Origin of the sequence: Candidatus Palauibacter sp., assembly GCF_965216145.1 — a bacterium.
Lineage (GTDB): Bacteria > Gemmatimonadota > Gemmatimonadetes > Palauibacterales > Palauibacteraceae > Palauibacter.
In genome coordinates, this window is the sequence record NZ_OZ244149.1 from 672628 (window position 1) to 694748 (window position 22121).

Genomic DNA, 22121 nt, shown 5'->3' on the forward strand with positions numbered 1-22121 from the left:
GCCGATCATTGGCCGTGGCCGCCGGTGGCGGACTTGCCGAGACAAACCAGGACCCGGGAGTACCGATGACGCTTCGCATCAATGACACGGCGCCGGATTTCACCGCCGAGACGACCCAGGGGACGATCAACTTCCACGACTGGATCGGGGACGGCTGGGCCCTGCTCTTCTCCCATCCGAAGGATTTCACGCCGGTATGCACGACGGAACTGGGCGCCGTCGCCGCGCTCCAGGACGCCTTCGCGGCCCGCAACTGCAAGATCATCGGGATCAGCGTCGATGGGGTCAGCGACCACAAGGCCTGGTCAAAGGACATCGAGTCGCTCCGCGGCCATGCCGTCGGCTACCCCCTGATCGGCGATCCCGGCCTCGAGATCGTGAAGGCGTACGACATGCTGCCCGCGGACGCGGGCGACACGTCGGAGGGCCGGACGCCGATGGACAACGCGACGGCGCGTTCGGTGTTCGTCATCGGCCCGGACAGGAAGATCAAGGCCACGCTCACCTATCCGATGAGCACGGGCCGCAACTTCGCCGAGATCCTGCGGCTCCTCGATTCGTGCCAGCTCACGGCCGAGAAGCAACTGGCCACGCCGGCGAACTGGGAGCAGGGTGATGACGTGATCATCGCGCCAGCGGTTTCGGACGACGTGGCGCGAGAGCGGTTCCCGGACGGCTGGGAGCAGCCCCTGCCCTACATCCGGATCGTCCCGCAACCGCGGGAGGGCTAGCGATCCATGGCGACCACCGGCAAGCGTCGATAACGATTAGCCGAACCTCCAGTAACGATCAGACGCCGTTTCCAAGCTGGCCTGGTGCCCATCGGAGCGCTGTGGGCGGGGGCGGCTGGGTCCCGACGGTGAACCGAGCCAAGGTCATGGGACGGACGGACGCCCCTCTTCTCGTCTGCGTGCTGCTGGCGGCGTGTTCGGCAGACCCGGGCGAGGCGACGCGTGACGGTCGGCTCCTGATCGACGGCGGGACGGTGGTGGTCATGGACGAGGCCGGCACCGTCCTCGAGGGAGGCGCCGTGCTCGTGGAAGGGGACGCGATCGCCGGCCTGCTGGACGAAGCGGACCCCCGGCCGTCTGGTGTGCCGGTCCTCGACGCGACGGGCCACCTGGTCATCCCCGGCCTCGTCAACACCCACGGCCACGCCGCGATGTCGCTCTTCCGGGGACTCGCCGACGACATGCCGCTCATGACCTGGCTGGACGACCACATCTTCCCGGCCGAGGCCGCACTGGTCGATCCCGAGTTCGTCTACTGGGGCACGCTCCTCTCTTCGATCGAGATGCTGAAGAGCGGGACGACCACCTTCGCGGACATGTATTACTTCCGAGATGATGCGGCGCGGGCGGTGATCGACGCCGGCATCCGCGCCGTCCTCGGCCCGCACGTCATCGGATTCCCGGCACCGGACTTCGGGTCACCGGAGGCGTCGCTCCGGGACGCCGCGCAGTTCCTCGAGAGGTATCGGGATCATCCCACTCTGGTCCCGGGGACGGCCGCCCATTCGCTCTACACGACCTCGCTCGACGACGTCCGCGAGACGGCTCGGCTGGCCATCGACTTCGGTGCTCCGTTTCAGATCCATGCCGCGGAAGACGCCAGCGAGTTTGCGACGGCGAACGAACTGACCGGCATGGGAGTCGTGGAGGCTCTCGCGTCGATCGGCGCCCTGCGCCCGGGCACCGTGCTCGCGCACGCCATCTACCTTTCCGAGGAGGATATCGCGCGGATCGCGGCCGGGGGAGCCGGGATCTCGCACAACCCCGAGAGCAACCTGAAGCTGGGGATTCGGCGGGCGGCCCCGGTCGTAGAGGCGCTGGCGGCCGGGATCCCGGTGGGACTCGGCACCGACGGTGCGGCGAGCAACAACAACCTCGATCTGTTCGACGAGATGGACACGGCCGCCAAACTGCACAAGTTCACGAACGGCGACCCCACCGCGCTCCCGGCCGAGACCGTGTTCCGGATGGCCACCATGGGCGGCGCCCGCGTGCTCAACCTGGACGACCGCATCGGCTCGCTCGAGCCGGGGAAGCGGGCCGACATCGTGCTGCTCGACACGCGCCGGGCCGGACTCACTCCGCTCTACCACGTCTACTCGCACCTCGTCTACGCGGCTCGGGGGAGCGATGTCTCCACCGTGCTCGTGAACGGTCGCATCGTGGTACGGGACGGACGGATCCTCACGGTGGATGAAGCGGAGGCGATGGAACGCGCACACGCCTTCGGAGCACGCGTCCGGGCGGTGGTGGAGCGCGTGGCGACCGAAGCCGGAACTGCGGTGGGGGGGCCTCCCCCTTAGGCGGCGCCCATGTGCCCCGGCATGGGGGGCGGGGTCCAGCCCGTCGCGGCCCGCCGCTCCTGCACGCAGCGCCTGAACCGGAACGCGTTCTCGGGCAGCGCAAAGTCCATCCCGTAGTTGTCGGGACCCACCGCGTCGACCCTGGCCACGATCACGCTCAGGTCATCCCGTTCCATCGCCTCGACGAAAGCCTCCCCGAACGCCATCGGCGAATCCACCGAGACCGCATGCTCGATCCCGGCCCCGCGCGCGATCGCCGCGAGGTCGGTGATCCCCGACGTGGTGTGCGATTCGAACCCGCCCGTGGAGAGCAGGCTCCCGTTGTCGAAGATGATGTGGAGGAGGTTCCGGGGCCGGTAGCGCGCGAGCGTCGTGAACGTGCCCAGGTTCATAAGCGCGGAGCCGTCTCCGTCGAGCACGATCACCTTCTCATGCGGCAGATAGCTCGCGAGGCCGAGGCCGATCGAGGAGGCGAGTCCCATCGCGTGCTGCAGGTAGAAGAAGTTCTCGCGGTGCCCGAGGTCGTACAGTTCCTGCGCGCACGCGCCCATGATCGTGACGACGAGCTTGTCCTCGATCTCGGGATAGATCAGTTCCAGACACTGTGCGCGTTCCAACGTCCCTCCGCGGGTCAGACTTCCATGAGGTCGCGCGTGAGGAGCAGCGCGACGGGCGAGAGCGAACTCTGCGAGAGCGTGTACGCCTCGGCGATCTCCTTCGCGACGAGGGCGGGATCCCGCGCGTGGTGATACGGGATATTGAGCGCCTGCAGGAGGGCCTCGGTCACGATCCCGCCGCGCGTGTGCCACGGATACGGCTCGCCCCAGTGCCCCCGGACCGCGATCAGCATGCAGAGCGGGACGGAATAAAGTTGGGCGAGGGAGATGATCCCGTTCATCGCCGCGAAGAACCCGTGGTTCTGCATCAGCAGGACGTGGGGTTCGCCGGCGAAGTAGGCGCCGGCCGCCACGCCGATCGCCTCCTCCTCCTTGGCCACCTGAATGAGTTCGACCTCGGGATCGTCCTCGGCGCGCTGCAGGAGGAGCCCGAGCCACGTCTCCGGGAGGGCCGAGATGCTCCGGATCCCGGCGGCCCTGATGCCGTCGAAGACGGCCTTCGAGTTCTCGTACGAGACGGTCATGGGCCAAGGGTGCGCGGACGGCACGCGGGACGCAATCCCGCTCGCGCCGGAACCCGCGGCGCCGAATGGACGGACCGGTTGCGCCGCCCTGCGGCCCGTCGTCACCATGGATGCAGCAGGGGGTGCGTATGGACGAATCGGAAGGGCGGCCGGTCGACCGGCGCGGATTCATCAAGGATGCGGCGGTTGGGGCCGCCGCGTTCGCGGCCCCGGGGAAGCTGATGGCCGAGCAGACGGACGATCACGGCCACGACCACGATCACGACCATCAGGACGTGCCGCCGGATATCGCCCTCCGGGTGCGGGCGCTGGAGTCCGTCCTCGTCGAGAAGGGGATGGTGGACTCGGCGGCGCTGGACGAGATCGTCGACACCTACGAGAACCGCGTCGGCCCCCGGAACGGCGCCGAGGTCGTCGCGCGGGCCTGGGTCGACCCCGCGTACCGCGAGCGCCTCCTCGCCGATGGGACGGCCGCGATCGGAGAATTCGGCTATCTGGGCGGGCAGGGCGAGCACATGAAGGTGGTCGAGAACACGCGCGAGGTGCACAACCTCGTCGTGTGCACCCTCTGTTCGTGCTACCCGTGGCCGACGCTGGGGCTGCCCCCCGTGTGGTACAAGTCCGCCCCCTATCGGGCGCGGGCGGTGATCGAGCCGCGCGAGGTCCTGCGCGAGTTCGGACTCGACGTGCCCGGGGATGTCGAGATCCGGGTCTGGGACAGCACCGCCGAGATCCGCTACCTGGTGCTCCCCGAGCGACCCGCCGGCACCGAGGACATGACCGAGGAAGAACTGGCCGAAATCGTCAGCCGGGACTCGATGATCGGCGTGTCACGGATCGAGACGCCCTCAGGAGGCGACCAGTGAACACGATCCACGACATGGGCGGCATGGACGGCTTCGGCCCGATCGATCCCGAAGAGAACGAGCCCGTCTTCCACCACCGCTGGGAGGGCCGCGTGTACGCTCTCATGAGGGCCGTCGGCCCGTGGGGCCGGGGTCGCGAGTGGCCCCCCTTCCGCTTCACGCTCGAGACCATCCCGCCGGTCGAATACCTCAGTCTGTCCTACTACGAGCGCTGGTTCCGGATGATGACCACCCGGCTGCTCGTGAGCGGCCTCATCTCGGAGACGGAACTGGAGACGGGCTACCCGGATCCGGGCGCGCCCCGGCCGGAGATGCTCCCGGGGTCGAACAGCGGTGCGCTGGGAGCCGGACTCCTCGACAGGGACGTATCCGCCCGCTTCGGACCGAACGACCAGGTCCGCGCGCGCAACCTCCACCCGCGCGGCCACACCCGGCAGCCGCGTTACGTGCGCGGGAGAGCGGGAACGGTCGTCGAGGATCACGGCGTCTACGCGCTGCAGGACACCGACGAGGACGGGCGGCGTCCCCGCGACCGCCGCCCGCAGCACGTCTATTCGGTTCGCTTCGAGGCCCGGGAACTATGGGGCGAGCGGGCTTCCGCGGGCGACTCGGTGTACGTCGACCTGTGGGAAGACTACCTGGAGCCGGCGTGATGGCCGGCGCCGAGCGGGTCGACGCCAACGGGGTCGACGCCGAGCGCCTCGCGGCACTCCCTCCCCTGCCCGCGGACGACGAGGGCCCGGTGTTCGAGGCCCCGTGGCAGGCGCAAGCCTTCGCCCTCGCCGTGAAGCTCTCCGAGGAGGGACACTTCACCTGGAAGGAGTGGGCCCGGACGCTCGCCGACGAACTTGCGGCGGCCGAGGCGCGCGGTGAACCGGACGACGGCACCCGGTACTACCACCACTGGGTCGCCGCGCTCGAACGGCTCGTCGTCGACCGCCGGCTGAGCACCTCCGCAGCCCTCGACGACTGCAAGGAGGCGTGGGCGGACGCCTACCGGCACACCCCCCACGGCCAACCGGTGGAACTGCGCCGCAACGACTGAGGCACGATCCATCCGTCGCTCGACGCCGCGACGACTTAGGGCCTTCGCGCGAGTTGTGACTTGATTGGTCTTTTTACCGAGACTAGATTGGTCCTATGACTACCGTGTCGATTTCGGCCCTCAAGGCCAATCTCTCGCGTTACCTTCGCCACGTCCGGCGGGGCGGCGAGGTTCAGATCCTCGACCGCGGCGTGCCGGTCGCCAGGTTGATGGCGCCCGGGCCAGGGGGCGAGGACGCCCTCCGCGATCGGTTGGTTGGCGATGGTCTTCTCCGGCCCCGCGCGGGACCGGCCACCTCGATTCTCGACGACCCTCCCGTGAAACTGTCGACGAGCATTTCGCAGGCCCTGGCGGAGGACCGGATCGACCGGCTATGAGGTATTGGGACGCATCGGCGCTTGTCCCGTTGATCGTCTCCGAGCCCGGTAGCCGGTTGGCTCGAACGTGGCTTCTGGAAGACGATCACATCGTCACATGGGCCTGGACGGGGACCGAGATCACGAGCGCGATTGAGAGGCGCACGCGCGAAGGGGCGCTGACCCGGCGGCATCGGCGGACCGTTCTCGACCGCCTGCGTGGCTTCGCCGCCGGCTGGGACGAAGTGATCGATGTGCTCTCCGTGCGCGCCCGGGCGAATGCGGTGCTGGCGCGGCACCCGCTCCGGGCCGCCGATGCCGGTCAACTTGGTGCCGCCCTGCTGGTGAGCGAGCAGCTTTCGGACCCGCTGCTGTTCCTTTGCCTCGATCAGCGCCTCAGCGACGCCGCCGAACGGGAAGGCCTCGGCGTGGCCGACACCGGCGATCTGCGCCGCACCGACTGAACACAGACACGCGTTCCCGCGGGAACGTCTTTCTCGAATCTGGGAGGCGACGATGCGCCATCACGATCCCTCGCCATCGCTCGGGATCCTCCTCTCGATCTTTCTCATTCCCGCCCTGGCCTGTGTGGATCCGGAAGGCGTACCGGGTCGAGACGCGGCTGTGGGGCTGCCAGGCGGATCGGTCGACGCGTCGGTGCTCGAGGTGCTGGAGTGGCGACCGATCGGACCGTGGCGGGGTGGCAAGTCCATCGCCGGGGCCGGACATCCGACCGAGCCCGGCGTGTTCTACATGGGGAGCACGAACGGGGGCGGCGTCTGGAAGACGGACGACGCCGGGGTGAGTTGGCACAACCTCTCCGACGGATACTTCGGAACGACGACGGTCTCCTCGCTGGCCATCTCGGAATCGGATCCCGAGATCCTGTACGTCGGCACCGGAGATGTCTCTTTCCGCACGAACATCTCGCGTGGCGACGGGCTCTACCGCTCCTCCGATGGCGGGCGCTCCTGGGAAAACATGGGGCTGGCGGACACCCGGAACCTCTCCGCGATCGAGGTGCATCCGCACGACCCGGATCTCGTCTACGCCGCCTCGCACGGACACGGGTTCATTCCGGACGAGAATCGCGGCCTGTATCGCTCCCGAGACGGCGGCGAGACGTGGGAGCGCGTCCTCTACATCGACGACGAGACCGGGGTCATCGACCTCATCATGGACCGGAGCGCACCCGGCACGCTGTACGCGGCGACGTGGAACGGGCGCCGTTTCCCCTGGACGATCCGCGACGCGGGTCCTGGCAACGGGATCTGGAAATCGACGGATGGTGGCGACACCTGGGAAGACATCTCGGGGGCCCCGGGACTCCCCGCCGGCCTCAAGGGCCGGATTTCACTCGACGTGTCCCAGTCGCGGCCCAGCCGTGTGTGGGCGCTGATGACGGCGGAAGGGGACGGGACCGGCGGACTCTATACGGCCGACGCGCCCGGACAGGCGGACTGGCAGCCGTGCCGCGATTACTACTGCTCCGGCAACGGGCTCTACCGGTCCGAGGACGGGGGCCGAACGTGGGCCCGCGTGGCCGACAATCCCAACTTCTTCCAGCGCCCGTGGTATTACACGCACGTCGTGGCCGACCCCACGGATCCGGATGTCGTGTATGTCCTCAACACCTCGATCTGGAAATCGACGGACGGCGGCGAGAGCTTCACCGCGCTCACGACCCTTCCGCACGGCGACCACCACGCGCTGTGGATCGACCCCGCGGACCCGCGCCGCATGCTGGGCGGGGGTGACGGAGGCGCCACCGTGACCCTCAACGGCGGCCGCACCTGGTCGTCGGTCGAGAACCAGCCCACGGGCCAGATGTACAACGCCTCGGTGGACGACGACTTCCCCTACAACGTCTGCGCCCCCCAGCAGGACAACACGAGCATCTGCGTGCCCAGCCGCTCCGACGAGGGACGGATCTTCGACTATCAGCGCTGGACGACGGCGGCGGCCGAGAACGGGGGGATCGCAGTCCACCCCGACCGGCTCGACGTGAGCTACGGAGGCGACCACCACTGGATCTCGCGCGTGGACCGCGCGACCGGTGAACGCCGCTGGATCTCGGTCTGGGGGGAGAACTACTACGGCACGGGCGAGGACCAGCTTCGCTACCGCCAGGTGTGGGACGTCAAGCTCTTCCTCTCTCCCCACGACCCTGGCGTGCTGTACACGGCGACGCAGTTCGTCCACCGCTCGACGGACGAGGGGGATAGCTGGGAGGACATCTCCCCTGATCTCACGCGGGCCGACGAGACCCGGTTCGAAGCGACGCTACCCTCCGATCGTGGCGAGTTCTGGGGTCTTACGCGGGAGAACGTGGGGATCGAGTGGTATGCCGCAATCTCCAGCATCGCCGAGTCGCCCCTGCGGGAAGGCGTCCTGTGGACCGGGTCGAACGACGGCCTCGTGTACGTCTCCCGTGACGGTGGCGGGAACTGGGAGGACGTGACACCGCCCGACATGGAGGCGGACACGTGGGTTAGCGTGGTCGAGCCCTCACGGCACGATCCGGCGGTGGCCTACGTCTCCGCCAACCGCCACATGATGGGCGACGACGCGCCGTCCGTATGGGCAACCGCAGACTACGGGGCGACGTGGCGCCGCATCGACGCGGGGTTCCCGGAGGACGATTTCGTGTGGGTCGTGCGCGAGGACGCGGAGCAGCCCGGGCTGCTCTACGCCGGTGCGGAGTGGAGCGGCGTGTGGGTGAGCCTCGACGACGGGGAGAGCTGGCACTCGCTGCGCCTCAACCTGCCGGTCACGCCGGTGCGCGACCTCAAACTGAAGGACGGCGACGTGGTGGCGGCCACGCACGGGCGTTCGCACTGGATCCTGGATGACATCTCGCCGCTGCGGCAGCTCGCGGCAGCGGGTGCGACGCTCCGCGCCGACGGTGTCGGACCGAGAGCCGAGGACGGAGTTCGCCTGTTCACGCCGCGACCCACGATCCGCTTCCGGGAGATGGTGACCCAAGCGACGTTCGGCGGCCTCTCGATGCCGAACCCGCCGAGCGGCATCGTGCTCCGTTACTACCTGCCCCGCGACCCCGAAGGGGAGGTCCGGTTGTCGATCCATGAGGCGGGGGACCCTGCAGCCGAAGGCGAGGAGATCCGCACCTTCTCAAACCGGGCCCGGCCTCCCGAACCCGGGCCGGATCCGTTCGATCCGGCGGATCTGGTGGAACCGGGGCTCCCTGCGGAGACCGGCGCCAACGTGTTCGAGTGGGACATGCGCTATCCGGAGCCCGTCGACTGGGTCCCGAAGACGCTCTACCGGCACCGTGACCCATACGGGCCGCTGGCGCCCCCCGGCCGCTACGAGGCGCGGCTGACGGTGGGGGACGAGACGCTCTCCGTCCCGTTCGAGATCGTGCCGGATCCGCGGGTGTCCACACCGCAGGCCGAGTTCGACGAGCAGTTCGGCTTCCTGATCGCGATCCGTGAGCAGATCGGCGAGAACCACCGGGCGGTGGCGCGCATCCACAGCCTGCGGCGGAGGGTCGTGGAGGCGATCGAGGGGGCCGCGGGGACCGAGGGCGCCGCCGACATCGCCCGCGCCGGGGCCGAACTCGACGCGCGCCTCTGGGAGATCGAGGACCAGTTGCGCCAGTTCCGGCCCTCGCGCGAGCATCGGGCCAAGCAGGAACTCATCAACTGGCCGGTCCGCCTCGACGACAAGTTCGCGAAGCTGCTCGAGCACGCCGAGGCCTCGGACGCCGCGCCGACGACCCGGGACCGGATGCTGTTCGACGATCTGTCGGAACGTCAGGAGGAACAGATCGAGGCCCTGGGGTTCATCGAAGAAGGACAGGCAGCCCGCTTCTTCGACCAGACCGAGCCCGGAGGCCCATGAACCGCTCCACCCCCTTCATCCTGTTGGCGGCCGCAGCCGCTGCGCTCGTCCTGCCCAACCCGCTGGCCGCGCAGGGGGAAACGTATGGCACGCTCCTCTCCCTGCATGTGCCCTGCCGCGAGGCGCCCTCCCACGCAGCCAGCGTGGTGTCGGTCTTCAGACAAACGGGCGACGCGTACCGGGAAACAGTTTCGGTGCGGGATTCTGCGATGGACGCGGCCGGCACGAGCTGGGTGTCCGTGCGGCGGACGCCGTATATGCCGCGCTTGTGCTGGGTGCCGGAGGCGCTCGTGGGCCCATGGCGGGAGCCAGAGTCGCTCCTCGCCATGGCCGATCGGCTCCTCGCCTCGCCGGACGGGCGCCCACTGGAAGATTGGGTGGCCGTCTACAGCTACTTCCGGCATCGGGTGTACAGGGAAGCGGTGGATGCCTCCCCGGTCCTGAGCCTCAGGAGGCTGGAAGTGCTCATGCGGGCGCTGGAGGCCGCACAGCCAAGTCCAGCAGAGGACCCCGACCCGCGGGCCCTGGCATGGCTGGAGTCGCTCGGCGCGGACGTCGAGGCGCTGCCGGACCGCGCACGGCTGCAGTGGGTGGTGGGACGCGGCTCGGTCGACTCGCTGTACGAGGCGCACCGGGATGATCCGCTGGCCGAAGAGATCCTGTGGCGTAGCGCAAGCCAGATCCTGCAGCGCGTCGATTGCGGACTGAGTGTCCCATGCGTGTTTGACGGGGTGTTGCCGCACGCGGCCCGGTACTGGCGCTCCTTTCCCGACGGCCGGTTCGTGGATCAAGCCATTTCGGCGTCGGTGAGCATGCTCCGCCGCGTCCAATTCGAGAGCGGCCTTCTCGGGACGTGCGAGGCAGCGCGGACTCCCGGTTGGGATGCCATGGGCCGGGCGCGGTGGGAGCGGTGGGACGAACTGGCGTGGCAGACGGAGGGCAGGCCCGCGGTCCGCCGCCTCCTGGCTACGCTGAGCGAGGTGGGCGAGGAAAATAAGGCGCCGCTGGTTGATTACATCAATCGGGTGGAGCGGTGCGCCTCGGAGGTGCCGGCGCAACCGCCGCCCGACGAGGAACCGGCGGCGGTGCGAGGGGAGGCGTCCGTTCCGTCCTCCGAGAGCCGCGAGATGGCGATCACCGCTCCCGGCGTGTTGTGCCGTTTCGAACCATCGCGGGCGGCGCGGGGTGGCACGGTGCTGCGATTGGACGAGCACTTCACGACCGAGTACCCGGACACGGTCGCGGCGGGGGAGACGTGGGTCTCGGCATCGCGGTGGGGACGCTGCTGGATACCGGGGGCGGCAACGGCGCCTGCCCACACGCACGATCATGTGCTGGCGATCGCGGATCGCTTTCTCACTTCGGGCGAAGGGCGGACCCCCGACCATTCCCTTCGCGTGTACAATGTCCTCGGCAGTCGCGTCGGAGGGCACCGCGAGATCGTCGATACCTCCGCTATTCTGTCGCTTCGGCGGCTTCAGATCCTGGGCGAGGCACTCAAGACGTTCCACTCCGAGAACGCGGATGCTCTCCTGCGCGGCTGGGCCGACCAGTTGGTCGACGACGTGTACTACTGGTCGATCGGCTCAGCGTGGTATGTGCGCGACGAAGCCTTCGAGCGCGCGTACGAAGAGCACCGGGAAAGCCCGGACGCGGAGGAGATCCTTTGGGAACTCGTGACCGGACCCTCGCCGCATGATTGTGAAGGCGATTTCGCCTGTACCGCACGCGCAGGGGTCCGCGACAAGTTCGCTCGGTATTGGACCGACTACCCCCGTGGCCGCTACGTCGGCCAAGCCATCACCATCTCTGTGGCACGGCTTGGCGGGTTCCTGCAGACGTGCAATGCGGCGCGCGGCGCCGCGCCGGGCTCGAGGGATGCATTCCGCTGGGAACGGGCGTATTGGGAACCGCGCGGTGCCGAGATGGCCGCGGAGATACGCGCAACGCTGGCCGAGGTGCCGCCGTCGGAGGGGGAGCCGCTCACAACCCTGCTCGACGGGCTGGAGGCGTGCGCCGCAGCAGTCGGGAGCACCGGGCCCTCGCTCAAGTGACGGGGGCCGCCGGCTCTTCGGAAGCTAGCGCCGCCAGATCCCGACGCCGTTCTCGTAGTGGATCTCGGTGCCGTAGGGGCGTGACAGCTCGGCGAGGTGCTCGATGATCTTGCGGCCCAGTTCCTCCGGCGCGATACGCGGGGTGCCTCGCCGGCCCCGGGGCGCCTTCCACTCGAGTTCGATCGGGTAGAACACGATCTCGACCACCTCGTCGCCCTCGAAGGTCGCGACCGGGACCACACTCTCGTACCACTCGGACCCGGTGGGGAAACCCGTCGTGGGGTTCCCGTCCTCGTCCACCTGGAAGCGCGCGTCGTAGACCTCCGACGAGAGCCGGTCGAGCGGGATCCCCAGGCGGTCGCGCTGGTCCGACGGCATGGGGTCGATCGTCTCGTTCTGGAAGATGAAGTTGGCGAGCGAGTAGAAGATCGGCCGGCCCTTGTAGATGTCGACCCCGCGCAGCTGGTGCGGCCCGTGGATGATGAACGTATTCGCCCCCGCGTCGATCGTCTGCCGCGCGAACTCCTCCATCCACGGCGGCGCCGTCACGAAGGCGTTGCCGGGCTCGTGCGAGTGGCTGTTGACGACGACGTAGTCGGCCTGGTCGGTCGCGTTGCGCACTTCGTGGAGGACGCGCTCGCGGTCCACGTCGTTCAGAAACACCACCGAGCGATCCTGGTCGCCCGGGAACACGGTGGAGCCGAACACGCGCACCGGCGCGTCCTGGTCATCCGACACGTTCGCGCCCTGCCTGCGGGCCACGTCCCGCAGCGCGGCCATGGTCTCCGGCGATCCCTCGTAGCGCGTACTCAGCCGCAGCGGGTTCAGCCCCGGCCTTCCCTGCACGGTGGGCCCGGTCCGGCCCGCGCGCGACATCGGCGTGTGGGTGGACGCCATCCCGATCAGCGCGATCCGCCCCTTCGCCGTCTCCAGGTACCCGGGACGGCTGGCCCAGCCCAGGTTCTCGCCCGTTCCCGAGTGTATGAGGCCCCACGCATCCATCAGCCGATTGGTGAGCCGCATGCCCTCGACGCCGTAGTCCGTCGTGTGGTTGTTGGCCCGGTTGAAGAGATTGAACCCCATGTCGACGAGGTCCTTCAGCGTCTCGGGCGAGCCCACCTCGTAGTTGCCGCCGTTCTCCGCCGCGGGCCAGCCGGTGAACTCCTGCAGGCGGAAGACCGACTGCTCGAGGTTCAGGAAGGCCGCATCGGTCGCGCGGATAATGTTGGCGAGTTCGTGGAAGCCCGGGTCGCCGGAGTGATCGAGCGGCGCCGTCCGACGGTTCATGATCACGTCCCCCACCGCGGCCAGCGTCCAGCGGGTGTCGGCGTCGATGGGCGAACGGCTCTGCGCTTGCGCGTCGGACCAACCTGCCGGCGCGACGACGGCGAGGCAGAGTGCGAGGAGAGCGGGGCGGCGCATGGGGTCCTCCTTCTGACGGGCTGGGTCATCCTTGCCTTTCGCCAAGGTATGCCGAGGACCGGGATAAGCGCATGGCGGCCAAAAGTGTGTGAGGACATGCGACCACCTGCCTGATTGTTGGCAACACGCCGGTTAAGACGCACAAATGCCATATACCGTGCCTTCGCGCCATATGTGGCGGTCTGGACATGACCCTCTCTCGTACCTACGTTCGCCTTCGTTCGGGCAGGTTCCGCAGGGTCGCGCGGGCCCAACTGCGAGGGACTGGATGGGAGAACCGGGACATGGGAACGATCGTCCCCACGAGCCGGACGCCGGACGTGTTGCGGGAACTGGGCGCACGGCTGAAGACGCTGAGACTACGGCAGAACCTCCGGGTGAAGGATCTTGCCTCCCGCGCCGGTGTGGGTGCACGCACCATCGACCGGGTGGAGGCCGGGCACAGCGTGGGCATCGACACGCTGGTGCGGATCATGCGCGGTCTGGGCCGACTCCAGGCGTTCGAGGCCCTGATCCCTCCTCCCGAACCTTCCCCCTATGAGATCGAGCAGCTGAAAGGCAGGCCGCGCCAACGCGCGTCGAGACGGACCCCGCCCCCGGAGCGGCTGTCGTGAACGGATACACGACGGTCCGCGTGCGGCTGTGGGGACGCGCGGTCGGTCTCCTCCTCGAGTCCGAGCCGGGTGGACGGATCACGTTCGAGTACGACCCCGGGTTCCGGGAGTCCGGACTCGAGATCTCGCCGATCCTCCTGCCGCTGGCGCGCCCCGGACCGGTTTCCTTCCCGGAACTCACCCGCAAGCCCGCCTTCCTCGGACTGCCCGGCGTGTTCGCCGACGCGCTGCCGGACCGGTTCGGCAACGCCGTGATCCGCCGCTATTTCGCGTCCCGGGGGCGCCCCCGGGACGCGCTGTCGCCTCTCCAGCGGCTGCTCTACATGGGGGATCGCGCGATGGGTGCCCTGGAGTTCCTCCCCCCGCACGACCCCGGCCCGGGGACGGAAGAACCCCTCGAAGTGCGGGCGCTCGTCGAGCAGGCGCGGCGCGTCATCGAGGGCGATGTCTCTGTCGCGGTGCCGGAGATGATGCAGGTGGGAGGAAGCGCGGGGGGCGCCCGGCCCAAGGCGCTGATTCTCTGGGATCGCGCGACGCGACGTGTGCGCTCGGGGTTCGCCCGCCCACGGGCCGGGGAGGAGTTGTGGCTCATCAAGTTCGATGGCGCCAGCCGCGACGCGTCCGGGCTGGGCATGCGCGCCGCCCGCCGCCACGGTCCGTGGGGCCGCATCGAATTCGCGTATTCCCGTCTGGCGCGGGATGCCGGCATCGATATGGCGGAGACCCACCTGCTCCGCGACGGCGATCTGGCTCACTTCATGACGCGACGCTTCGACCGAGCCCCCGCTCCGGCTGCGGATGTGGGCGGAGGTACCGTCTTCGAGCGACTCCACCTGCACAGCCTCGGCGGCCTGCAGCATATCGACTTCAACGACCAGTTCGTGTTCAGCTACGAGGGCTGGTTCGACACGATCCGGGCCCTCGGGCTGGGGCAGCCCTCGGTGAACGAGGCGTTTCGACGCATGGTGTTCAGCGTGGCGACCGTCAACTTCGACGACCATGTAAAGAACTTCGCGTTTCTCATGGATCGCGAGGGCGGCTGGCATCTCGCGCCCGCCTACGACGTGACCTACGCCGAGAACGAGGGGTGGACGCGCCAGCACCAGATGTCGGTGAACGGCCGCTTCCACGACATCGCGCGGGCGGATCTGCTGCGGGTCGGACGAATGTTCGACGTGCCCGCAGCCGGACGACGCATCATCGAGGAGGTGCTGGAGGCTCTGGGCGGCTGGCCCGCGCACGCCGAAGCGGCGGGCGTCCCGGAGGGCATGGCGGCGTTCCTGGAAGACCGCTTCGAGCGGGAGATCGGCGTCAGCCGCTCATGACGACGTGGCGGTCGTCGCGGCGCGGGCACGGTCGAGGAGCGCTCGGTAGAGATCGTCCGCCTCCCGCACGCGCGGTTCGAGGCGGAGGCGCTGCTGCTCCCACTCCTCCTCGAGGAGCCGAGCCGTCTCCCAGTATTCGAGGTCGCCCGCAGGCTGGATCGGCTCCGTGAGCAATTCCTGCAGCTTCGCCCGGTGACGGGCGACGAGGTCCGGAACGGCCTCCAGCTTCCACCAGGGCTCGTCTTCGACGACGACGAACACGGGGGCGCTGTGGGCAACGGTCATGTCGCGCTCGCCGTCGCGGTCCCCGAAGGCTCGGACGGCAACCCACAGACTCTCGCCGGCCTCGATCCGGGTCTCGAGTCTTATGCGGTCGCTGCCGGCCGCGGCTTCCGTCGCGACGACCTCGCCGTGGACGACGAGTTCCAGCCGGTTCAGGCGGTCGATGTCGGGGTTGAGGGACGCTTCGGCGACGATCTCGAGGCTCTCCCCGCGCTCCACGCGAAGCTCTGACCCCATCTCCCGGCCGTTCACGCGGAACTCGAGGAACGGTCCGTTGCTCACGTACGTGTGGCCGCGGCGGTAGGCGTTGTACCACTCGTTCGGCGCGAACGGCCCGTCCAGCTTCACGTAGGTACGCTCGACGCCCGGGAGCGTGGGCCCGAAGTACGGATAATCCGCGCCGGCGATGGGGCGGACGTTGAAGCCCAGATTGAGGAAGCTGTACCAGATGTCGTCGTAGAGACGCCCGCCCTGAAGGACCTCGATGAAGTCGACGAGGTCGAACGGCACGTCCAGCGCCAGCCCCCGTTCTCCGTTGAAAAGTTGTCCCATGTGGGCGTAGCCGGAGATCCCGCCCTGGGCGTGCGACTCCTCGAACACGCGGTGGTAAAGGAAGTAGGACTCCGGATCCTGGCGGATGGGACGCTGCAGGTTGTGGTGGATCGTGTGTCCGCGCTGGACGGTGCGCGGGTCCTCCTGCCCGGATACGAGCGCGTGGCCTTCGCGCACGTACTGTCCCGCATCCCCCCAGGCCGGCTGCTTGAAGTGGGTGACGGCGATATTCCCCATCTCCAGCAGGTTCGCGACGTGGATGTCCTCGGCGGCGATCTGCGCCCACACGGCGTCGTCCTCCGTATGGTCGCGCGCGATGTGGACGTGGGAGTCGCCGGAGTACCAGCCCTCCGCGGGCAGGTCCGCATAGCGCTCGAGGGATACGGTGAGATCGGTCGTCTCATCCGCGCGGACCTCGACGGTACGCTGGTATCCGCGGTATTCGGGGCCTCGCGTCGCGACGAACTCGTAGCTCCCGACCGGCAGCCGGGCCTCGTAGTCCCCGTCGACGTAGAAGGCGAGGCGGTGTTCGGACGGCCACCAGGTGCGGGGGTTCACCCACAGGAGCCGCACCTCGTCGACGAACCGGTGCACGAGGACGGAGCGCTCGGAGGGGAGCGGGGCACGGCCGGTCCCGTCGTAGAGGCCGAGCCGGGCGGGGACCTCGCGTCCCGTGCCGGCGTCCTCCACCGACAGGCGAAGCGTGCCGTAGCCGGCCGGGACGGGCGTGGCGTGGCTCCGTACGACTTCGATGTCGCACAGGGCGATCCCTTCCGGGCCGCCGATCGCGAGGTCGGTGTCGCGGATCCCGTGCGCGGCGAAGCGGGCGCGGGCGAGCGTCACCCTGGCGGTGGCGAGCGTCGGGTCGGACTCGGGTTCGATCGGGTCGGACTCGCCGATGCCGTCGCCGCCGTTGTCGTTGAACCCGACGCTGAACGTCCCGGTGAGTTCCGGCGCGTAGGTGATCAGGAGGTCGACCGGCTCATCGATGTCGAACGCGAACGCGTCCTCGATATCGAGCGCGAAGAGGGGGCCGACAACGCAGGTCCGACCGCCGATGTCGCGCGTCTGGAAGGGGTTCCCGCGACCGTACATGAGCAGTTCCGAGCGCGCGACGCCGAGCGTGCGGGCGATGTTCTCGCGCGGCCACTCGAGTTCGACCACGTAGCGGGCCTCGCTGCCATGCACCGCGGCGCCCCGCCCTTCCCTGGCGGGAGTCACCGCACCGGCGACGAAGAGCCCGACCGCCGCAAGCATGCACGTCCGGCGGGTGCGGGTGCTCATCGCTCGTACACGATCCGGCCGCTCACGACGGTGAGATCGACCTCCATGGACTCGAGGCATGGGTCCTCACATTCCAGCACGTGGTCCGCCGTCACCACGAGATCGGCGGCCATCCCCACCTCGAGCGTCCCCTTCTCCGCCTCCTCGAAGGTCAGGTAGGCGTACCCGTGCGTCGCCGCGCGCAGCGCCTCCTCCCGGGTGATGCCCTGCGACGCGTCCAGGATGCCGGCGCTGATCGTGCCGCGCGTGGTGAAGTGGTGGAGCATCCACCACGGGTCCCACGGGACGACGGGAGAATCGGTCCCCAGCGAGACCGGGATCCCGGCGTCGAGGTAGGCGCGGACGGGCGTCGTCCAGGCCGCGCGGTCCTCCCCCCAGTACTTCACGAGGCTCGGGGCGGCGACGTAGAGGTGGTTCTGCGCCGTCACGGAGAGCCCGAGCGCCCGGATGCGCGGGAAGTGGTCCTCGCGCGGGATGAACCCGTGCTCGATGACCCAGCGGAGACCGTCGATCGGCGCATCCTCGTTCGCGGCCTCGTAGCCGTCGAGGACGAGATCGATGGCGGCGTCCCCCACCGCGTGCGTCGCGACCCGCCAGCCCTGCTGGTGAAGCTCGCGGACGGTCTCAATGTAGCGGTCGGACGGGACGGTCTGGAGGCCGTGAAAGGTGCCGCCCTCGCCCCACGGCTCCTCGTACGGCTCGCGCATGAGGCCGCCCTCGAAGCCGCCGTCCACGCCGAGCTTCACGCCGCTGACGCGAAGCCACGCGTCGCCTTCTCCCATGGCGGGCCACGTCGCGAGCGCCTCCCCCAACGGCTGGGCGCCGGCGCCGCGCGGGGCCCGGAGCACGTAGTTCACCCGCAGCGTGAGCCGGCCCTCGTCCTTCAGGCGCTCGATGGCGCGGTACTGGCTGGGGGGGCCGCCCGGGTAACGGATGCTGGTCAGACCCCGGGCGTTGAGCGCGGCGTACTCTTCGGCCAGCGCGTCGAGAACGGCCTCCGGGTCCGGCGGCGCGGCTTCCGGCAGCGACACGAGATCCTTGGCGCGGTCGACGAGTTCGCCGTTCAGCCGCCCGTCGGGATAGCGGCCGATGCGGCCCCCCGGCACCTCCGCCGTCGACTCGTCGATGCCCCAGCGGGCGAGTGCCGCGCTGTTCAGCACGTACTCGTGGCCGCCGCGGACGACGACGACCGGCTGCTCGGCCGCGCGGTCCAGATCGTCTCGGTACGGCAGCCGGTGCTCCGCGAGCTGCCCCTCGTGCCAGTCGCGGTTGGTCACGATCAGCTCGCCGGGCCCCGTCTCCAGCGCGAAGGCGGCGATCGCGTCGACCACGTCGGCGATGGAGCGCGCACCCGTGAGATCGACGCCGGGACCGCCCCCGATGCCGTGATAGTGGTTGTCGGTGAGCCCCGGGATCACCGTACGGCCGCCGAGTTCGACGACGCGCGTATCCGGCCCGGCCAGCGCGCGGATCTCCTCCGAGGTTCCCGCCGCGAGCACGCGACCGTCACCGACCGCCAGCGCCTCGACGACCCCCGGAGACCCGAGTGTCAGCACCTCTCCGTCCACCAGGACGAGGTCCGCGGTCTCCGGCGGGGGTGCCGCGCAGGCTGCGAGACATAGCGTCGCCAGCGCGATGCCCACGCAGGTAGGCCTGAGCTTGGTCATCGTGGGGTCCCTCCCGTTTCCCGGCGCAGCAGCCTGCCCGGCCGCGCCTCTGTCATTGCACCGTCATCGATCACCGGCACACCGTTCACGAACACGAAGTCCATCCCCTCAGCGTAGCGCATCGCGTCCCCGAACCGGGCCACGTCCCTGACCGCGTCCGGATCGAAGATCACGAGATCCGCCGCCATCCCCGGCGCGATCAGGCCCCGGTCCGCGAGTCCCAGCCGGCGGGCGGCGAGCGACGTCATGCGGCGCACGGCGTCCTCCAGACTCAGGATCCCGTCCTCCCGCACGTACTTCGCGATGACCCGCGGGAAGGCCCCGAACGCCCTCGGATGCGCGCTCGCCGTCGTGGCCGGATTCGTGGGCGAGGCATCCGTGTCGATCATCACGAACTCGGCCCGGAGCGCCTGCCACTTCTGTTCCTCGTTCATGCTCTGCGGGTTCACGCTCACGCCGCCGGCCTGCACGAGGTCGAAGAACGCATCCCATGGTTCCGTCCCCAGGATCTCCGCCGCCTCGGCGATGGAGAGGTTGATCACCCGCTCGTTCACTTCCTCGGGGGCGGAGACGATGAGGACCTTGTCCCAGTCCATCCCCACGTGACGGTACCAGTTCTCCCAGTCCGAAGTGGTCTCCACCTCGCGGCGCAGTTCGGCCCGCACCGCGGGGTCGGAAAGAGTCTCCAGGAAGGGAGCCGTGCCGCCTGCGTAGTGCCGTGGATGGAGGAAGGAGCCGAGGCCGATTCCGTTGCGGATGTAGGGATAAATGTCCGCCGTCACGTCGATCCCGGCCACGCGCGCCGAATCGATGAGGGCGAGGGCCTCGGCCATCAGCGGCCAGTTCTCCTGCCCAGCCGCCTTGAGGTGGTAGATGTGGACGGGGGTGCCGGCGCGGACGCCGATCTCGATCGCCTCCCGGATCGCCTCCAGCACCGCGTGCGACTCGTTCCGCATGTGGGTGAAGTAGGTGCCGCCATACTCACCGGCCACGCGCGTGAGTTCGACGAGTTCCTCCGTCGTCGCGTACACGGCGGGCGGATAGATGAGCGACGTCGAGGTCCCGACGGCGCCGTCCTCCATCGCCTGCCGGACGAGCGCCTTCATCTCCTCGAGCTGTTCGGGCGTCGGCTGGACATCCTCCTCGCCCAGAACCACGCGCCGCACCTGAGTCAGTCCGACGTCGTGCACGACGTTGATCGGGATCCCGATGCGCTCGAGGTGCGCGAAGTATTCGGCGTACGTCCGCCAGCGCAGTTCCTCGCCGTTCACGACCGGGCCCTCGGGCTGCGTGGCGTCGCTCTGGGGCGCGGCCGACCCGCCCTCGCCCGAGAGGTAGGTCGTGATCCCCTGGCGGAGCTTGCTCTCGGCGCTCGGGGGATCGGTGACGAGGACGACGCTCGACTGCCCCATCATGTCGATGAAGCCGGGGCTGACCACGCGGTCCGCCGCATCGATCGTGCGCGCCGCCGGATGACCGCTCAGGTCGCCGACCGCCGCGATCCGGTCCCCGCGGAGACCGACGTCGCCCCGCACCCAGGGGTTCCCCGCCCCATCCACGATGCGCGCCCCCGTGATCAGCACGTCGAACGGCCCCGCGGCCTTCGATTCGGAGCCGGGGGCACAGGCAGGAAAGACCACTCCCAGGAGACAGACTGCCAGCACAGCGTGTCGCGGAAGACGCAACGGCCCGCCGTCTTTCGCGCTCATCGCCGCCCCACGTCGCGGAGTGCCTTCCAGCTCACGCCGTCCAGCCTGCTCCCCTTGCGAAGAGCAATGAGCTCTTCGATCGCAAGGTCGATTTCGTCGTCAGATCCTCTTGTCGGGGTGACGGCATCATGCTTTGCTTTCATCGGCCAATCCCCTGATGGGCGAGTTTCGAGTCTCACCAAGGATCGAGCGGCCGTTGTCTGGCGGCAACCGCAGCTCCGGCCACGGGTTCGGGGGCCAGGTGCGGACGCGACCCGTCCCGGGGTGGTGACGTCGCGTTGACGACCGAGCGTAAGCTGTTGGTACGGCCGGCGGGCGCGTCTTGACACGTCTTGGGGACAACCTCGTAGTCTTGCGCGCGCGCCCTTTTTGCGACACAACTACGATACTATGGCACACATATTGATCTTCGCGACCTGTATGGCACACAAACCTTGGCGCGTGCCACAACCGCCACGCTGTGGCGCACTGCCCGGGTAGACGTGCCTCCCGTTCGATACGTGGAGGGGGCGTTCCCCCCCGAGGATCGGCTGGACTGGTCGAAGCTCATCCCGATGATCGGCCCGGCCTCCGCCGCCTTGGCCCGCTACGATGAACTGCTTGCGACGATCCCGGGACCCGATGTACTGCTGGCCCCGCTGACCACGCAGGAAGCGGTTCTCTCGTCGCGGATCGAGGGAACCCGTGCCACCATGGGCGATGTCCTTGGATTCGAGGCGGGAGGACGGACGATCTCGCCTGACCGTGAGGCGGACGTTCGGGAGATACTGAACTATCGGGTCGCGATGGCCGGCGCCATCGCTGATCTCGCGGACCTTCCCCTCTGCCAACGGGTCGTACTGAGCGCGCACCGCGTCCTTCTCTCAGGCGTCCGAGGTGCCGGCAAGTCCCCCGGGACCTATCGCCGGGTTCCGAACTGGATCGGGCCGCCCGGGTCTTCCCCGGAAGACGCCACCTACGTGCCCATAGGCGCCGACAAGCTCCCGGCGGCCATGGACGCCCGGGAACGATACCTCCACGCCACGGTTCCGGACCCGCTCGTTCAGCTTGCCATCCTGCATGCCGAGTTCGAGGCGCTGCATCCGTTCCTCGACGGCAACGGTCGGCTCGGGCGCATGCTGGTCCCGCTGTTTCTCTGGCAACAAGGGATCATTCGACAACCGGTTTTCTACATCAGCGCCTATCTTGAGGAGCGCAGGGACCGATACCACGAGAGTCTTCTCAGAGTTTCCCGTGAAGATGACTGGACCGGCTGGTGCCAGTTCTTTCTCGATGCCGTGAAGACTCAGGCGGAGGACAACCGCCGCAAGACCGAGGCAGTCTTCAATCTCTTCGAGGAGACGACTCGCTGGTTCTCGGCCGTAACCCGGTCGCGAGGGGCGATCGACGCACTGCGCTGGCTGTTCGCGAACCCGGTGTTCTCAAGTTCGGATTTCGTTCGCACGACTCGTTCGTCGAGACGAACGTCCCTGCGGTGGATCGCGACGCTGTACGATAGGGGAATCCTCAGCGAGATTGCGACCAGCGCCGGCTCCCGACCGCGGATATTGGCGTTTCCGGCTCTGCTCAACATCGTAGAGGGCCGTGACGTGTTCTGAGCGGAAGGCGGAGCACGCGGGCAGCGTT

The 22121-nt window shown here is 68.8% G+C and carries 18 protein-coding genes; 12 read left to right on the forward strand and 6 right to left on the reverse strand.

Translation table 11 applies throughout. From position 1 onward, the window contains the following. Positions 1-65 precede the first annotated feature (65 nt). Positions 66-731 (forward strand): peroxiredoxin, encoded by a 666-nt coding sequence (locus tag ACOOHF_RS02925; protein ID WP_419936222.1) that lies wholly within the window; start codon positions 66-68, stop codon positions 729-731. A gap of 128 nt (positions 732-859) precedes the next feature. Further along, on the forward strand, positions 860-2314 hold the full coding sequence (locus ACOOHF_RS02930; protein WP_420463305.1) for an amidohydrolase family protein: 1455 nt from the start codon (positions 860-862) through the stop codon (positions 2312-2314). Here the strand turns inward: ACOOHF_RS02930 and ACOOHF_RS02935 are convergent. Beyond that, the gene (locus tag ACOOHF_RS02935; protein WP_420463306.1) at positions 2311-2931 is read right to left on the reverse strand and encodes a thiamine pyrophosphate-dependent enzyme; all 621 of its coding nucleotides are present in this window, start codon (positions 2929-2931) and stop codon (positions 2311-2313) included. The two genes, ACOOHF_RS02930 and ACOOHF_RS02935, sit on opposite strands and share 4 nt — an antisense overlap. A 14-nt stretch (positions 2932-2945) precedes the next feature. Continuing rightward, positions 2946-3455 carry a thiamine pyrophosphate-binding protein gene (locus ACOOHF_RS02940; RefSeq protein WP_419936219.1) on the reverse strand — a complete coding sequence of 170 codons (510 nt, stop codon included), beginning with the start codon at positions 3453-3455 and terminating at the stop codon, positions 2946-2948. Positions 3456-3583: 128 nt separating this feature from the next. On the opposite strand from ACOOHF_RS02940, the gene nthA reads away from it, so the two are divergent. From nthA to ACOOHF_RS02975, 7 genes are all read left to right on the forward strand, one after another. Continuing rightward, positions 3584-4321 carry a nitrile hydratase subunit alpha gene (gene nthA, locus ACOOHF_RS02945; protein ID WP_420463307.1) on the forward strand — a complete coding sequence of 246 codons (738 nt, stop codon included), beginning with the start codon at positions 3584-3586 and terminating at the stop codon, positions 4319-4321. Then, positions 4318-4974, forward strand: a complete 657-nt coding sequence (gene nthB, locus ACOOHF_RS02950; RefSeq protein WP_420463308.1) for a nitrile hydratase subunit beta — start codon at positions 4318-4320, stop codon at positions 4972-4974. Before nthA ends, nthB begins: the two co-directional genes overlap by 4 nt. Further along, a complete protein-coding gene (locus tag ACOOHF_RS02955) occupies positions 4974-5366 on the forward strand; it encodes a nitrile hydratase accessory protein (RefSeq protein ID WP_420463309.1) in 393 nt (130 codons plus the stop codon). Before nthB ends, ACOOHF_RS02955 begins: the two co-directional genes overlap by 1 nt. A 95-nt stretch (positions 5367-5461) precedes the next feature. Continuing rightward, complete coding sequence (locus ACOOHF_RS02960) at positions 5462-5743, forward strand: type II toxin-antitoxin system Phd/YefM family antitoxin (protein ID WP_419936216.1); 282 nt, start codon at positions 5462-5464, stop codon at positions 5741-5743. A 29-nt stretch (positions 5744-5772) separates the two neighbouring features. Next, a complete protein-coding gene (locus ACOOHF_RS02965; protein ID WP_420463310.1) occupies positions 5773-6186 on the forward strand; it encodes a type II toxin-antitoxin system VapC family toxin in 414 nt (137 codons plus the stop codon). A gap of 52 nt (positions 6187-6238) precedes the next feature. Next, on the forward strand, positions 6239-9586 hold the full coding sequence (locus ACOOHF_RS02970; protein ID WP_420463311.1) for a WD40/YVTN/BNR-like repeat-containing protein: 3348 nt from the start codon (positions 6239-6241) through the stop codon (positions 9584-9586). Continuing rightward, positions 9583-11640: a hypothetical protein gene (locus tag ACOOHF_RS02975; RefSeq protein WP_420463312.1), complete on the forward strand. Its 2058-nt coding sequence runs from the start codon at positions 9583-9585 to the stop codon at positions 11638-11640. The genes ACOOHF_RS02970 and ACOOHF_RS02975 overlap by 4 nt, the downstream gene beginning before the upstream one ends. A 24-nt stretch (positions 11641-11664) precedes the next feature. On the opposite strand, the gene ACOOHF_RS02980 is transcribed toward ACOOHF_RS02975, so the two are convergent. Then, positions 11665-13062, reverse strand: coding sequence for a CapA family protein (locus ACOOHF_RS02980; protein ID WP_420463313.1), 1398 nt, complete (start codon positions 13060-13062; stop codon positions 11665-11667). 284 nt (positions 13063-13346) lie between these two features. Between ACOOHF_RS02980 and ACOOHF_RS02985 the strand changes: the two genes are divergently transcribed. Together ACOOHF_RS02985 and ACOOHF_RS02990 are read left to right on the forward strand one after the other, a co-directional pair. Beyond that, positions 13347-13676: a helix-turn-helix domain-containing protein gene (locus ACOOHF_RS02985; RefSeq protein ID WP_419936211.1), complete on the forward strand. Its 330-nt coding sequence runs from the start codon at positions 13347-13349 to the stop codon at positions 13674-13676. Further along, on the forward strand, positions 13673-15001 hold the full coding sequence (locus ACOOHF_RS02990) for a type II toxin-antitoxin system HipA family toxin (protein ID WP_420463314.1): 1329 nt from the start codon (positions 13673-13675) through the stop codon (positions 14999-15001). The genes ACOOHF_RS02985 and ACOOHF_RS02990 overlap by 4 nt, the downstream gene beginning before the upstream one ends. Here ACOOHF_RS02990 and ACOOHF_RS02995 read toward each other — a convergent pair. Genes ACOOHF_RS02995 through ACOOHF_RS03005 form a run of 3 tightly spaced genes read right to left on the reverse strand, consistent with a single transcriptional unit; the run spans position 14996 to position 20495 of the window. Then, positions 14996-17119, reverse strand: coding sequence for a CehA/McbA family metallohydrolase (locus ACOOHF_RS02995; protein ID WP_420463315.1), 2124 nt, complete (start codon positions 17117-17119; stop codon positions 14996-14998). The genes ACOOHF_RS02990 and ACOOHF_RS02995 overlap by 6 nt on opposite strands. Then, positions 17116-18786 (reverse strand): amidohydrolase, encoded by a 1671-nt coding sequence (locus tag ACOOHF_RS03000; RefSeq protein WP_420463316.1) that lies wholly within the window; start codon positions 18784-18786, stop codon positions 17116-17118. Before ACOOHF_RS03000 ends, ACOOHF_RS02995 begins: the two co-directional genes overlap by 4 nt. Then, a complete protein-coding gene (locus tag ACOOHF_RS03005) occupies positions 18783-20495 on the reverse strand; it encodes an N-acyl-D-amino-acid deacylase family protein (protein ID WP_420463317.1) in 1713 nt (570 codons plus the stop codon). Before ACOOHF_RS03005 ends, ACOOHF_RS03000 begins: the two co-directional genes overlap by 4 nt. A gap of 482 nt (positions 20496-20977) precedes the next feature. Between ACOOHF_RS03005 and ACOOHF_RS03010 the strand changes: the two genes are divergently transcribed. Then, entirely contained in the window at positions 20978-22093 is a 1116-nt protein-coding gene (locus tag ACOOHF_RS03010; RefSeq protein WP_420463318.1) for a Fic family protein, read from the forward strand. The last annotated feature ends 28 nt before the right edge of the window (positions 22094-22121 follow it).

What these genes read in the sequence shown, in the direction of transcription:
- ACOOHF_RS02925 (WP_419936222.1), top strand. Translation starts at nt 66, where the DNA reads ATGACGCTTCGCATCAATGACACGGCGCCGGATTTCACCGCCGAGACG.
- ACOOHF_RS02940 (WP_419936219.1), bottom strand. Translation starts at nt 3,455, where the DNA reads ATGACCGTCTCGTACGAGAACTCGAAGGCCGTCTTCGACGGCATCAGG.
- nthA (WP_420463307.1), top strand. Translation starts at nt 3,584, where the DNA reads ATGGACGAATCGGAAGGGCGGCCGGTCGACCGGCGCGGATTCATCAAG.
- ACOOHF_RS02955 (WP_420463309.1), top strand. Translation starts at nt 4,974, where the DNA reads ATGGCCGGCGCCGAGCGGGTCGACGCCAACGGGGTCGACGCCGAGCGC.
- ACOOHF_RS02960 (WP_419936216.1), top strand. Translation starts at nt 5,462, where the DNA reads ATGACTACCGTGTCGATTTCGGCCCTCAAGGCCAATCTCTCGCGTTAC.
- ACOOHF_RS02970 (WP_420463311.1), top strand. Translation starts at nt 6,239, where the DNA reads ATGCGCCATCACGATCCCTCGCCATCGCTCGGGATCCTCCTCTCGATC.
- ACOOHF_RS02975 (WP_420463312.1), top strand. Translation starts at nt 9,583, where the DNA reads ATGAACCGCTCCACCCCCTTCATCCTGTTGGCGGCCGCAGCCGCTGCG.
- ACOOHF_RS02980 (WP_420463313.1), bottom strand. Translation starts at nt 13,062, where the DNA reads ATGCGCCGCCCCGCTCTCCTCGCACTCTGCCTCGCCGTCGTCGCGCCG.
- ACOOHF_RS02985 (WP_419936211.1), top strand. Translation starts at nt 13,347, where the DNA reads ATGGGAACGATCGTCCCCACGAGCCGGACGCCGGACGTGTTGCGGGAA.
- ACOOHF_RS02995 (WP_420463315.1), bottom strand. Translation starts at nt 17,119, where the DNA reads ATGAGCACCCGCACCCGCCGGACGTGCATGCTTGCGGCGGTCGGGCTC.
- ACOOHF_RS03000 (WP_420463316.1), bottom strand. Translation starts at nt 18,786, where the DNA reads ATGACCAAGCTCAGGCCTACCTGCGTGGGCATCGCGCTGGCGACGCTA.
- ACOOHF_RS03005 (WP_420463317.1), bottom strand. Translation starts at nt 20,495, where the DNA reads ATGAGCGCGAAAGACGGCGGGCCGTTGCGTCTTCCGCGACACGCTGTG.